General features: G+C 60.1%; 14 protein-coding genes and 1 pseudogene. 9 read left to right on the forward strand and 6 right to left on the reverse strand.

Annotated features, from left to right (window positions below):
• The first annotated feature begins 90 nt into the window (after positions 1-90).
• The 3 genes from VF629_RS16720 (at position 91) to ytxJ (ending at position 1,317) form a co-directional block, all read left to right on the forward strand.
• Positions 91-522: a hypothetical protein gene (locus VF629_RS16720; RefSeq protein WP_331059633.1), complete on the forward strand. Its 432-nt coding sequence runs from the start codon at positions 91-93 to the stop codon at positions 520-522.
• The gene (locus tag VF629_RS16725; RefSeq protein WP_331059634.1) at positions 485-826 is read left to right on the forward strand and encodes a hypothetical protein; all 342 of its coding nucleotides are present in this window, start codon (positions 485-487) and stop codon (positions 824-826) included. Before VF629_RS16720 ends, VF629_RS16725 begins: the two co-directional genes overlap by 38 nt.
• Positions 827-975: 149 nt before the next feature.
• Positions 976-1,317: a bacillithiol system redox-active protein YtxJ gene (ytxJ, locus tag VF629_RS16730; protein ID WP_331059635.1), complete on the forward strand. Its 342-nt coding sequence runs from the start codon at positions 976-978 to the stop codon at positions 1,315-1,317.
• Between the two features lie 103 nt (positions 1,318-1,420).
• On the opposite strand, the gene VF629_RS16735 is transcribed toward ytxJ, so the two are convergent.
• The gene (locus tag VF629_RS16735) at positions 1,421-1,828 is read right to left on the reverse strand and encodes an OsmC family protein (RefSeq protein WP_331059636.1); all 408 of its coding nucleotides are present in this window, start codon (positions 1,826-1,828) and stop codon (positions 1,421-1,423) included.
• 105 nt (positions 1,829-1,933) lie between these two features.
• Between VF629_RS16735 and VF629_RS16740 the strand changes: the two genes are divergently transcribed.
• The 3 genes from VF629_RS16740 (at position 1,934) to VF629_RS25890 (ending at position 4,051) form a co-directional block, all read left to right on the forward strand.
• Positions 1,934-2,752, forward strand: a complete 819-nt coding sequence (locus tag VF629_RS16740; RefSeq protein ID WP_331059637.1) for a hypothetical protein — start codon at positions 1,934-1,936, stop codon at positions 2,750-2,752.
• A gap of 143 nt (positions 2,753-2,895) precedes the next feature.
• Entirely contained in the window at positions 2,896-3,789 is an 894-nt protein-coding gene (gene lipA, locus VF629_RS16745; RefSeq protein ID WP_331059638.1) for a lipoyl synthase, read from the forward strand.
• 31 nt (positions 3,790-3,820) lie between these two features.
• Positions 3,821-4,051 (forward strand): DUF805 domain-containing protein, encoded by a 231-nt coding sequence (locus VF629_RS25890; RefSeq protein ID WP_422653717.1) that lies wholly within the window; start codon positions 3,821-3,823, stop codon positions 4,049-4,051.
• Positions 4,052-4,282: 231 nt separating this feature from the next.
• On the opposite strand, the gene VF629_RS16750 is transcribed toward VF629_RS25890, so the two are convergent.
• Positions 4,283-4,879 (reverse strand): DUF4136 domain-containing protein, encoded by a 597-nt coding sequence (locus VF629_RS16750; protein ID WP_331059639.1) that lies wholly within the window; start codon positions 4,877-4,879, stop codon positions 4,283-4,285.
• Between the two features lie 230 nt (positions 4,880-5,109).
• Between VF629_RS16750 and VF629_RS16755 the strand changes: the two genes are divergently transcribed.
• On the forward strand, positions 5,110-5,418 hold the full coding sequence (locus VF629_RS16755) for a hypothetical protein (RefSeq protein WP_331059640.1): 309 nt from the start codon (positions 5,110-5,112) through the stop codon (positions 5,416-5,418).
• 81 nt (positions 5,419-5,499) lie between these two features.
• Here VF629_RS16755 and gcvP read toward each other — a convergent pair whose 3' ends face one another.
• Complete coding sequence (gcvP, locus tag VF629_RS16760; protein WP_331059641.1) at positions 5,500-8,415, reverse strand: aminomethyl-transferring glycine dehydrogenase; 2,916 nt, start codon at positions 8,413-8,415, stop codon at positions 5,500-5,502.
• Between the two features lie 190 nt (positions 8,416-8,605).
• Between gcvP and VF629_RS16765 the strand changes: the two genes are divergently transcribed.
• The gene (locus VF629_RS16765) at positions 8,606-9,835 is read left to right on the forward strand and encodes an NAD(P)-dependent oxidoreductase (protein WP_331059642.1); all 1,230 of its coding nucleotides are present in this window, start codon (positions 8,606-8,608) and stop codon (positions 9,833-9,835) included.
• 71 nt (positions 9,836-9,906) lie between these two features.
• Here the strand turns inward: VF629_RS16765 and VF629_RS16770 are convergent, their stop codons facing one another.
• The 3 genes from VF629_RS16770 to VF629_RS16780 form a co-directional block, all read right to left on the reverse strand.
• Positions 9,907-10,740 (reverse strand): DUF1206 domain-containing protein, encoded by an 834-nt coding sequence (locus VF629_RS16770; protein ID WP_331059643.1) that lies wholly within the window; start codon positions 10,738-10,740, stop codon positions 9,907-9,909.
• Positions 10,741-10,918: 178 nt separating this feature from the next.
• On the reverse strand, positions 10,919-11,137 hold the full coding sequence (locus VF629_RS16775) for a CsbD family protein (RefSeq protein WP_331059644.1): 219 nt from the start codon (positions 11,135-11,137) through the stop codon (positions 10,919-10,921).
• 532 nt (positions 11,138-11,669) lie between these two features.
• Positions 11,670-11,921: a hypothetical protein gene (locus tag VF629_RS16780; RefSeq protein WP_331059645.1), complete on the reverse strand. Its 252-nt coding sequence runs from the start codon at positions 11,919-11,921 to the stop codon at positions 11,670-11,672.
• Positions 11,922-12,107: 186 nt separating this feature from the next.
• Here VF629_RS16780 and VF629_RS16785 point away from each other — a divergent pair.
• Positions 12,108-13,080, forward strand: a pseudogene (locus tag VF629_RS16785) (hypothetical protein); the annotation flags it as partial.

Here is a 13,080-nt window from a genome sequence, read left to right on the forward strand (position 1 = left end):
AAACACTATTTACTTTCGGGGCTCGGTCGTTGCGCATGGGGGGTGTTGTTGCTGGCCCTGGGCAGCTGTAGCATTTTTCACCCCTACCGCATGCCCACGCCCAAGCCCTCGCCCGAGTTTCAGGCGCAGCAGAAAGCGGCGGCCAGCGCCCGCAAAAAGCGGGAAGACAATTCTCTTTTCAAGAAAAAGCCGGACCCCGTCGACGAAGAAGCGGCCACCGACGTGTCCACGCCCATGAGGGGACCGATGGCCTCGGTGGCCAACACGCCCGAGGCCCGCACCTTGCCCGAGCGGGCCACTGTGCACTACGACAAGCAGGGCTTGATGAAAAACAAGCCCAAGCTCATGCGCCGACGCCGCAACAAGCCTGCCCCCATGCCTTTCCGTCCCTGGAAATCTATCCGTCATTTTTTTAAGTATGACCTCCGTGCCAAACCCAATTATAGCCCCGACCACCGGCCTGCTGCGCCAGTCGCTGCGCCCGATGCCGCTCCCGACGCCGAGCCCCCGACTAAGCCGTAGCCTGCTGGCCGGGCTGTTGCTGGCGGCGCTGGCTACACTGGGCAGCCACCGCGTCGAAGCGCAAATCGTGCACAAGAAGCCGGGCCAGGTGAAGGCTGCCAACCGGCGCGCCCTGCGCGATGCCGAGCGCACCGAGGCGCCGTACAAGGACACCCACCTCACCGTGAAGCCGGAGCGCCTCAAGCGCGGCCAGAGCGCGCAGCCCCGCCCCGAATTAGGCGAGGAGATGCAGTACCAAACCGGTGCCGCGCCTAAAGGCAGCTCGGAAGGATTGCTGGGCGCGCGCCGAAAAAAGAAGTCCTAAAGCCCTGACGACGTCGCCGCGCCAAAAATTGACTACCCTTCAGGGAATCAAGTGCAAGGCAACTGTTGTATTACCCCAGCGCTGCGGTCTTGCGTATGGCCAGGTGTGGCCTTGCAAGTTGCGCAGCCCTCTTCCCCCTATTGTCTCCTATGTCGACTCCCTGGCTTCCCCTCACCCAACCCGAACAGCTGACCGACTTGGCTCGGGCCTCGCACGAACAGCCCGTGCTTATTTTTAAGCACAGCACGACGTGTTCCATCAGCGCCGCGGCCAAAAGCAAGATTGAGCGCCAGTGGGCCGACAGTGGCCTCGACCTTCCCATCTACTACCTCGACTTGCTGCGCTTTCGGCCCCTTTCGGCCCAAATTGCCGAGCAGTTTGGCATCCGGCACGAATCGCCGCAGCTGCTGCTCATCCAAGACGGAGAATGCCGCTATGACGCCTCGCACATGGGCATTCGCCTCAGCGACGTTAAATCAGTGGTGAACTAGTGAAATGGTGAGGTGGTGAGTTTGATGTTCCAGTTGCGCAGTTAGCTCAAGTACAACATCAAGCTCACCACCTCACCATTTCACTAGCTCACCACTTCACCCATTACCGGTATTCAAACGTCACGTTTTGCTTGATGTCGGGGTGCAGGCTCAGGGCCACGGGGCAGGTAAGAGCGGTGCGCTCGAGCAGGGCCCGGTCATTGGGGGCCAGCGCAGCCGGCAGCGTCAGCGTCACATCGATTTGCGCAATGCGGCGCGGCGTCTCGGTGCTCATGTGCTTCACGATGGCGAACTCGCTGTTCGCCAAATCGAGCTCGTGGCGAGCGGCCACGATGCCCATCACTGTCATCATGCACGAGCCGAGGGCGGTGCTCACCAGGTCGGTGGGCGAAAATGCTTCGCCGCGGCCGTGGTTGTCCTTGGGCGCATCGGTTTGAATAATGTTGCCGGAAGCAACGTGAGTGGCTTCGGTGCGGAGGTCGCCGGCGTAGCGGGCGGTGGCGGTGTTCATTTAGTCAGGAAGTTACCTTTACAAAATTGTTCTTCAGTAGCTAATTTACGTATTACTTTACGCGCCGTGCTCGTGGCACTTGGTCGAGCTCATTTCCGGTTGACTATGCTACCCCTCATTCCTCGTTGTTTTGGCCTGCTGGCCGTTGGTTTATTGGCCGCTGCGCAGGCGCAGGCGCAGGCGCCTTTGCGCTCGGGCGCAGTGCCCGCCGCTCCCTCCGACGAAGCCTCTTACCGCAAAGAGTTCGTTTACGGCGTCAATTTTAATACCCAGGCCGGCCTGCTGGGCGGCGTCTCGGTGCGGTCGTCGCGCGTGCTCGACGAGCGGATGTTGCGCTTCTGGAGCTTAGAGGGCGTGATGTTGAAAAACAACGCCAAAGAGCAGACCGTTAACACGATAGTGGGCGGCAGCTACATCGACCGCAAAACAAACTACGCCTTTGTGCTGCGTCCTTCAATCGGCTTGCAGCGCATCCTGTTTCGCAAAGCCGCCGACGCCGGCGTGCAAGTGAACGGCCTGGTCAGCGTCGGGCCTTCGTTGGGCTTGCTCATGCCGTACTACATCAGCTACGACCGCACCGCGGCCAATACGACGCCCATCGTCATCAACGTGAGCACCGACGACATCGTCAACGAGCAGTACGACCCGTTGGTGCACACCAATCCCTACGCCATCATCGACCGCGGCCCGCTGTTCAGCGGCATCGGCGAGACGAAGGTCGTACCCGGGTTTCACCTACGTGGGGGCCTCAGCTTCGAGTACGGCCGCTACCGCGACGCCGTGACGGGCCTGGAGGCAGGCTTTTTGGTGGAAGCCTTCACGAAGCGCATGCTGATTATCAGTCCGTATGCTTCGGAAGTTGACGTAAACCGTCAGTTCTTCCCTTCGGTGTACCTGACCTTGTTTTTTGGGCAGCGCTCCTAGCGCTGCACTCACTGGAGAGTTGAGGAGTTACGGCGCATCAATTGCGCCGTAAATTTGTTGGTGTCTTGTACAGAATGGGCTAGCGGTAATTCCTGATTGCTCATGGGCTACGCCTTTCTCCGGTTCTTCATTCCTCATTGCTAATGATTGATTTGCCCGTTATTCAGCCCGAAACGGCTGCGCCTGCTCGTCCCCGCAAGCCCGATTGGCTGCGCGTGAAGCTGCCCGTGGGCGAAGAATACGCGGCCGTGCGCCGTCTCGTCGACGAGCACAAGCTGCACACCATCTGCGAAAGCGGCAACTGCCCCAACATGGGCGAGTGCTGGGGCGCAGGCACGGCCACGTTCATGATTCTGGGCAACATCTGCACCCGGTCGTGCTCGTTTTGCGCCGTGGCCACCGGCCGCCCCACCGAGTACGACCTCGACGAGCCCCGCCGCGTGGCCGAGGCTATTGCCCTGATGAAGGTGAAGCACGCCGTCATCACGTCCGTGAACCGCGACGAGCTCAAGGACCGCGGCGCCAGCGTGTGGCGCGACACCGTGGTGTTCACGAAGCAACTCAGCCCCGGCACCACCATCGAAACCTTGATTCCAGACGTGAAAGCCAATTGGGATGCCCTGGACGTGATGATTTCGGGCGGCCAGGAGGTGATTTCTCATAACATTGAGACGGTGGGCAGCCTCTACCGCCTCGTGCGCCCGCAGGCTCGCTACGACCGCAGCCTGGAGCAGATTCGCCGCACCAAGCTGGCCGGCCACCGCACCAAGTCGGGCATCATGCTGGGCCTGGGCGAGAAGCCCGACGAATTGTACCAAGCCATGGACGACCTCGTGGCCAATGGCCTCGACATCCTGACCCTCGGCCAATACCTGCAGCCCACCAAGCGCCACCTCGACGTGGCCGAGTTCATCACCCCGGACCAGTTTGCCCACTTCCGCGAAGAAGGCCTGCGCCGCGGCCTGAAGTATGTGGAGAGCGGCCCGCTCGTGCGCAGCTCCTACCACGCCGAGCGCCACGTGAACGTGCCAGTGTAGCTCGGCCGTACATTAGGCCTAAATTTCTATTATGGCCTTTTTTACCGCAAAGGGACGTTTGCGTCGCCGCACATATTTACTCAGAGTCATCGGGCTATATGCCCTGGGTGTCCTCGTTTATGCCGCGCCCGGTGGCCTGTACGCCGCCGAAATTCCTGCCTCCGTTGAGCTAGCGGCTTTCGCGGTAATGATACTGGTGTGGTACTTACTAGTAGTGCAAATGCTTCTGCGTTTGCACGACCTCAACATCCGGGCATGGTGAGCCCTGGTTGCCCTGCTACCCCTGTCGGGCTATGTTCTCGGGGCAGGCTTGCAGTTCGTGCAAGGCACCATTGGCCCAAACCGCTTCGGACTCGACCCCAAGCGGCCCTTGCTGCTGCCAGCCGCCGTAACCGCGGCGCCCACGCCTCCAACCCCTGAAATTGAGTTATAAACAAAAAGCCCCGCCAACTTGGCGGGGCTTTTTAATGGTGGCGCCAAATGCGCTAGCTGCTTAGCGACGGGCGTTGTTGTCCTGAGGCGGGTAGGTGCTCAGGATGCCATTTACGATGCGCAAGGTTTCGGCTTCGTTAATGGTGTTCTGGTCTACCTGGGCCTGGCCCGAGCCGCGCCACGCCAACTCTTTGCGGCGGGCGTCGATGATGTCAATCACCACAGTGCCGGCTTTGTACTGCGTCACGGCCGGGAAGCCGCGGCCGTAGAAGCCGCCGTAGCCGTAGCCATACGGATAGCCGAAGCCGGCATTATTCACTTGCTGCTTGTCTTCCACGCGGGCGCTGTAAGCCACGTAGATGTCGGGAGCGGTGGTGGTTTCGGTGAGGCCTTTTCTGGTCATCTCAGCAGTTACGGCAGCGCGCATGCGCTTGTCCAGAAACGACTGGTAGCCTTTGGCTGGGCCGCCCTCGGTGTCTTTGGGCTGCTGCGGGTACCATGCCCAGGTTTTGTAGGCCCGGAAGTTCACGGCGTGGTCAAAATCGTTGGTGACGCCCACGCGCGCGGCGGTGGTGCAGGCACTGGGGCCCAGCAGTAGCATAAGGCCAGCGGCCGCTAAAGCAACCGGACGGGCCAATAATCGGGTGATGCGGTTCATATGAGCGAAAATAGACGAGATAAAAAGAGGGACCTAAAACGCTGTTTCTCGGGACAAACTAAGCAGTTTAGGGGGCTGACTTACTAACGAAAAACCCACGCCCGACGTTCCACTTTTCTTAGCGCGAAACTACTCGCAATTATTGTTTAGCGCTACGGTAAATTATTGGGATAACCGGATTTTGTCCTACCTTACCCTCGAATTCCCATTACATGATTCCTGCTTCGTCAATGAAAAGTACCGTCTTGTTGGTTTCGGCAGCAGTAGGCCTGCTGTCGGCTTGCACCACCACCCGCGACGAAATGCGCCAAACCTCGTCGAATAGTGTGCCGGTACCACACAACACCATCGTCAACTGCCCCGTGTACGATGGCATGAAAAAATCTTCCACCGTCCTCGTGCAAACCACAGCCGGCAACGAAGTCCAGGTTCTGGACACCATCAACGCCTATTTTGTGCGCGTACGGCTCGAGAAGGATGGCCTGACCCGCACCGGCTACATGGACCGCCGCTGCTTCGGCTTGCGAGGTGATAAGTAAGGTAGGAGCACCTAAGCTGCTTATAGCAAAAAGGCCCGTCTGATTTATCAGACGGGCCTTTTTGCTTTTAATCCTCAACTACTAGTATGACGGGCCTTTGTCGGCCTGCACCAGCTCCTCCTCCTGGTCGGCGTACTGCTCAATGGGCGTGCAGCTGCAGATGAGGTTGCGGTCGCCATAAGCCGAGTCGATGCGGCTCACGGTGGGCCAGAACTTGTTGGCGCGCACGTACTCCATGGGGTACACGGCCTGCTCGCGGGTGTAGGGGCGAGTCCACTCGTTGGTGAGCACGGTGGCGGCGGTGTGGGGCGCGTGCTTCAACAGGTTGTCCTTCGCATCGGCCTGACCTGACTCCACGGCGGCAATTTCCTTGCGGATGGAAATCATGGCGTCGCAGAAACGGTCCAGCTCGTCCTTGCTTTCGCTTTCGGTGGGCTCCACCATCAGCGTGCCGGCCACGGGGAACGACACGGTGGGGGCGTGGAAGCCGTAATCCATCAGGCGTTTGGCAATGTCTTCTACCTCAATGCCGGCCTTCTTGAAGTGGCGGCAGTCGAGAATCATTTCGTGGGCGCAACGGCCGTGGCTGCCGGTGTAGAGCACCGGGTAGTGCGCCTCCAGGCGGGCCTTGATGTAGTTGGCGTTGAGAATGGCAATTTCGGTGGCGCGCTTCAGGCCGTCGCCGCCCATCATCGAAATGTAGGCGTAGCTGATGGGCAGGATGCTGGCCGAACCCCACGGCGCAGCCGATACCGAACCTTCGGTGCGGCCTTCCACGGGCACCACGGCGTGGCCGGGCAGGTAGGGGGCCAAGTCAGCTACTACACCGATGGGGCCCACGCCGGGGCCGCCGCCGCCGTGCGGAATGCAGAAGGTTTTGTGCAGGTTGAGGTGGCACACGTCGGCGCCGATGTTGGCGGGCGAAGTGAGGCCTACCTGGGCGTTCATGTTAGCACCGTCCATGTACACGCGGCCGCCGTGCTCGTGAATCAGGTTGCAGATGTCGATGATGGTCTCCTCGTACACGCCGTGCGTGCTGGGGTACGTCACCATCAGGCAGCTCAGGTTGGCGGCGTGCTTTACGGTCTGCGCTTTGAGGTCGGCCACGTCGATGTTGCCGTCTTCGGTGCTCTTCACGACCACTACCTGCATGCCGGCCATCACGGCCGAAGCAGGGTTGGTGCCGTGGGCCGAAGCCGGAATCAAAGCCACGTTACGATGGTGGTCGCCACGGGCGTCGTGGTAGCCTTTGATGGCCAGCAAGCCGGCGTATTCGCCCTGCGCGCCGGAATTTGGCTGCAGGCTAACGGCGGCAAAGCCGGTCACCTCGCACAACCACGCCTGCAGGTCCGAGAAAATCTGCTGGTAGCCTTGGGCTTGTTCCACGGGGGCAAAGGGGTGGAGCCCACCGATTTCAGCCCAGGTCACCGGAATCATTTCGGTGGTGGCGTTCAGCTTCATGGTGCACGAACCCAGCGGAATCATGCTGTGCGCCAGGCTGAGGTCTTTGTTCTCGAGCTGCTTCATGTAGCGCAGCATCTCGTGCTCGGCGTGGTGCGTGTTGAAGATGGGGTGCGTGAGGTATTCGCTGGTGCGAATCAGGCTCTTCGGCCAAGTCAGCTCCAGCTCCTGGGCCAACTCAACCGCGTCGGCTTCCTTGCCCAACACTTTCGCGAAGACGTCCAGAATGTCATTGACATCGTGCAGCTCGGTGTTCTGGTTGAGCGAAATGCCCACACGCACCTCGTCAAAATAGCGGAAGTTGATGCGAGCAGCTTCAGCCTCCTTGCGAAGTGCCTGCTGCAGCTCGGCGCTTTCCAGGCGCAGGTTCAGAGTGTCGAAGTAGTTCTCGTTGGTTTGCTCCACGCCCAGCTTCTTCAGGCCGGCTTCCAGGGTTTGGGCCAGGCTGTGGGTGTTCACGGCAAACTGCTGGATGCGCTGCGGGCCGTGGTACACGGTGTACATGCCAGCCAACACGCTCAGCAGCACCTGGGCGGTGCAGATGTTGGACGTGGCTTTTTCGCGGCGGATGTGCTGCTCGCGGGTTTGCAGGGCCATGCGGTAGGCCTTGTTGCCGGCCGCGTCGATGCTCTGACCGATGAGGCGGCCGGGAATCACGCGCTTGAACTGGTCTTTGCAGGAGAAGAAGCCCGCGTGCGGGCCGCCGTAACCCATCGGCACGCCGAAGCGCTGCGAGTTGCCCACGCACACGTCGGCGCCCAGTTCGCCGGGCGAGGTGAGCAGCGTGAGGGCCAACAGGTCGGCGCCCATCACCACAAACACGTTGTGTTGACGGGCTTGCGCGATGAAGTCTTTGTAGTCGAACACCTCACCGTCGGCGGCCGGGTACTGCACCATGGCGCCGAAGAAACCTTCGCCGCTCAAGTCAATCTGGCGGTGGTCGCCTACTACCAACTCAATGCCCACCGGCGTGGCGCGAGTGCGCAGCAAGTCAATGGTTTGGGGCAGTACCTGCTCCGACACGAAGTACTGGTGGGCACCTTTCTTCTTGGTCTGGCTGTGCAGCATGTGCATGGCTTCGGCGGCGGCGGTGCCTTCGTCCAGCAAGCTGGCGTTGGCAATTTCGAGGCCCGTGAGGTCAATTATCATCGTCTGATAATTGATGAGGGCTTCGAGGCGGCCTTGGGCAATTTCAGCCTGGTAGGGGGTGTAGGCAGTGTACCAGCCGGGGTTTTCCAGAATGTTGCGCTGGATAACGGGGGGAAGGGTGGTGTCGTGGTAGCCCAGGCCGATGTAGCTCTTGAACACCTGGTTCTGGCTGGCAATCTGCTTGAACTTGGCCAGGAAGGCGCGCTCGCTCAGGGCTGCGGGCAGCTCCAAGGGGCGCTTGAGACGGATGGCAGGCGGCACAGTTTCGTCGATAAGCTGCTCGATGCTGCTTACGCCGATGGCGCGGAGCATGGCGGCCTGTTCGTCGGCACCCGGCGCGTTGTGGCGGTCTTCAAAAACGTCGGCAAGCTGTGGTTTCAGCGTCATAAAAGCGGGGATGATGGGATAGAAGCGGTTTTGACGTGTTGATTTTCAGGTTCAGATACCGTAACAAAGGTACGGCCGAAAAGGCCCGGCGTCCTGCCGTTAAAACCGTAATTTTGGCCGGCGAGGCGTCGGTTACTGCTGAGAAAATGCGTCGGCGCACGGCTTAGTTCACTCCCACCCCTTCCCACCCATGTCCATCACCATCGGCCTCATTTGCGAGGGCAAAGTTCCGCCCGATAAGCGCGTCCCGCTCACCCCCAAGAAATGCGTGGAAGCCCTCAGCACTTTTCCCAACCTGCGCCTGCTGGTGCAAAGCAGCCCCGTGCGGAGCTATTCGGACCAGGAGTACCGCGATTTAGGCGTGGAGGTAGGCGACGACCTCGCGGACTGCGACGTGCTGATGGGCGTGAAGGAGGTACCGGTAGAACAGCTCATTCCGAACAAAACCTACCTCATTTTTTCGCACACCGTTAAAAAGCAGCCCGCCAACCGCAACCTGCTGCGCGCCGTGCTGAAAAAGAACATCACCCTCATCGACTACGAGCTACTTACCAACGCCCGCAGCGAGCGAATTGTGGCTTTTGGGCGCTACGCAGGCATTGTGGGCGCCTACAACGGCCTGCTGACCTACGGCCGCAAGCACGGGCTCTACGACCTGAAGCCCGCTTACCAATGCCTCGACATGGACGACATGCAGGAGGAGTTTTTCAAGGTAAAAAAGCTGCCGCCCATCAAAATGGTGGTGACGGGCTCGGGCCGGGTAGCGCAGGGTGCGCTGGAAGTACTTGACCGCATGAGCATTCGGCGCGTGAGTGTGTATGACTACCTCTACCTCGATTTTAACGAGCCGGTGTACACCCAACTGCGCAGCTCCGACTATAACCGCCGCCGTGATGGCCGCGTGTGGGACACCGTCGACTTCCACAACAACCCGCAGGAGTACGAGTCAACCTTCGGCATTTTTCTGCCCGTCACCGACTTGCTCATTGCCTGCGCCTATTGGCACCCGGCGGCACCCAGGCTTTTCGAAGAAGCCGACACCCAGCGCTCGGACTTCCGCATCAACACCATTGCCGACGTGACCTGCGACGTGAACGGCTCGGTGCCAACCACCAAGCGCGCCAGCAGCATCACGGCGCCAGCCTTCGACTACAACTGCCAAACGGGAGAATTGGAACCACCGTATTCGCGCCCCAGCAACATCACAGTGATGGCCGTAGACAACCTGCCCTGCGAGCTGCCGCGCAATGCTAGCCGGGACTTTGGCCGGCAACTGCTCGACAACGTGCTGCCGCACCTGCTCAGCGGTGACACGGAAGGCGTAGTGGCCCGCGCCACCATTGCCAAAGGCGGCGAACTGATGCCGCGCTATCAATATTTGGCTGATTACGTGGCGGAGGAAGTACCGGTCTGTAGTTAAGTAGCGGGTAGCAAGTAGCAAGTAGCACAGTCTTGCTACCCGCTACTTGCTACCCGCTACTTGCTACTAACCTAGATGCCGCGCAGCACCGGGTACTTGGCTTGCACCAGCATGTAGAAGCCGTAGGCTACCAGGCCGGCCGCTACAATGCCGAGCACCAAAGGGCCCATCGCGGCCAGGAAGTCGAAAGCTTCGCCGGTGCTGCCCACGGCGCCGGCGCGTGACTGCTGCCCCGCCTGCAGGAAAAAGTAGCCGGTGATGCCCAGCACCACGGCCCGGGCCGTGAAGCCCACCTGACCCGCGCGATACACCAGGTTCTGCTGGCCGGCCGGCAAGCTGCTGGCGTTGACGTCTTTTTGGAAGCGGCCGGAATAGGCGCGGTAAATCTGGTAAAACCCGACACCGATGATGATGAGGCCCACCAGCATGATTATCCAGTTGCCGCCGGGCCAGCTCAGCACCTTGGCGGTGAGGGTTTGGGAGGCGTTGTCGCCGCTTTTTTGGGCGCTGCCGTTCAACGCCAAGCGGCCGGCGTAGAGCGCAAGGCCGCTGTAAAACAACCCGCTGATGATGTACCAAATGCGCTTGCCCACGCCTTTGGCATCAGAGCCCTTGCTCTCAGTGTCGCGGATGGCCTGGGTGAAGCGCCAGATGATGTAGCCCAGCAGCCCAAAGGCGATGAGCCCCAGCAGAATGCTGCCCCCAGGCAAGTCCTGGACGCGCTGCACGGCTTCTTCTTTGTCGGCGCGGGCACCTTCGCTTTGGCCCGTGGCGGCCAGCAGGGCCAGAATTCCCATGAGCAAATACACTACCCCAATGGCAGCAAAGCCCAGCCGGGCCATCGTTTTGATGCCAGACGACGGGGAAGTGGGAACGGCGGAACGGAGGGTATCAGCAGCAGTCATAGCAGTAGGATGAAGGAGGAAGGAAAGGCTACTTACACGTGAAGCAGTGGTGAAGGTTGAGCTAGCCGTAGGCGCTGCCATAAAAAAGCCCCTCCTGTTGCCAGAAGGGGCTTTCTATTGACAAGTAGCGCGTGTGGATTGGAAGGCGCGTTTCCTCGTCAGGGGAAGGATATTGTTCTTAGAACGTGCGGTTGAACCAAGCTTTGATGTCGTCGACAGCGTGGCCGGTTTTCTCTTGCAAGCGGCCGAACCACTCGTCCTGCCTGCCGTCTTCGTAGGTCAAGTCGTCGTCGGTGAGGTTGCCCCACTTCTGCTTGGCTTCGCCTTTGAGCTCGTTCCAGTTGCCGCGAGCTTTGAGCTCGGTCTGGTCGTTCAGGTTATTCTGATTGAGGTCCATGACGCAGTTGTTTAAATGAAAGGGAAAGGAAATGTGGGTGGGGAGGGTCAAATAGTTGGGCTTGTACGCCCATGCAGACCGCGGCGCCGAAACCCCGGCCATAATGCCGGAATGTTGTACACGCTCCCGCCAGTCCGAGTACTTTCGCCCACAACGCACCCTTACCGCCAGCGGGCGTTGAAGCCAAGCAGCAGCCAAGCTTGCGCGCACGCCCTCTTTGCCCGGCACCACGGTTAGATTGAGGGGAAAATTCGCGCCGTTTGCAATGCAAGGAGTAAATAAGTGAATGGGAGTGAGGTGAAACCATCCGGTAAAGGTGGAAGCCCGCAACCTCAAGTACCAGCGCATTTTGTTCATGCCCCTACTTCCTGAAAGCGTAAGCACTGTATGTAAGATATTGATTAAGATAGTTTTGTGATATAAATTAGCAATATCATGTATAACTGCCTGCAACGCTGCAAACGGCCGCTTGTAAACAGAAAGCCCCGCTACTTTCGCAGCGGGGCTTTGCGTAATGCAAAAAGGGTGAAGCTTACTTCTGCGTGGCAGGAGTTTCTTCCACTACTTTGTCGGCGGGCTGGTCGCGCACAACGGCGGTGTCACCGGGTTCGCGGGCCAAGTCTGCCTTGGCGCTGTCAACGGCGCCGTCCATGGCGGTGCCTGCGTTTTCGGCGGCGTTTTCGGTGGTCGTAGCGGCGTTTTCAGCCTGTTTTTCGGAGCAAGAAGTGGTGGCGAAAGCACCGAAGGCAGCCAGCACGAGCAGGGTTTTAAAGGAGGTTTTCATGATGTTGGAAAGAAAAGGATGGTTGAAAATCTTTGGTTAATGAGCAAAAACCGAAAAGGTAACCCGCCAGCTAGCGCCAGCCTGCCGGCGCCAACAACCCGTAGCGCTTGGGAAGCGCAGGAAAAATGCCTGCCTGCCAGGTAAACGCGTAGCGCACAGCCGGTGCTCGCACCGTAATTTGGCGCCATGGACGACCTGCGCACCACGCTTTTAACCCTAAGCTCTGACGAGCGGCGAGACTTCGGGGTGTTCATTCAGCGGCAGCGGCGCAAGGTGGCGGGCCGGCAAGACTCCCGCCTCTACGAGCTGCTGGTGCAGCCCAAGGAACTGACCGGCGCCCAACTCATTGCCAAGCTCTACCCCGACGAGCCCAACCCCGTGGCCTATTATGCGCTCCGCAAGCGCCTGCTGCGCCACCTCACCGACTACCTGCTGCTGCGCCAGCGCCAGCTCGATACCACTGCCGCGGCCTCGGTGCGGGGGCAGCTCACCCTGGCTCAGTACCTATTCGAGGCCGGCATACCGCGCCTGGCGTGGAGCACGCTGCGCAAAGCCGAAAAGCTGGCGCACGACAACGAGCAGTACGAGCCCCTGAACGCGGTGTACAACCTCCAGATTCAGTACGCCAACTCGCCGCACGCCGAGCCGCTGGCCGAAATCATTGCCCGGCGCCACGTCAACAAAAAAGCTGCTGACGAAGAGGAGCGCGCCAATATTGCCGACAGCTTGTTGCGCCAGCGCCTGGGCGAGGCCCGCAAAAAAGGCCGCGCCGGCGCCCCGCTCGACGCCCTGATGCAGGAAATTTTGGTGGAGTACGACTTGCAGGAGGCCTTTGCCCGCTCGCCCTCGCTGCTGTGCCGGCTCATGTCCATTGCGCGCAGTGCCATGCTCGTGCGCCGCGACTTTGCCTCGTTTGCAGTGTTTATAGAGCGCTGCTACCGGCTCATGGAGCGGCGCCACAGGTTTGCGCCGGCCCAGCGCAGCTACCAGTTGCGCCTGCTTTATATGCTGGCGCACGCGCTGTACCGCTCGCGGCATTTTGCGCAGTCGGTGGCGTACCTGGAGCAGGGGCGGGCGCTTATTCAGGCCGCGTCTGGCCGCAAATTCAGCGAGTTTGGCCCGCGGTTTACTTTCCTGCTGGCCGCCAACTTTGCCTTTC

The organism is Hymenobacter sp., from assembly GCF_036388155.1.
Lineage (GTDB): Bacteria > Bacteroidota > Bacteroidia > Cytophagales > Hymenobacteraceae > Hymenobacter.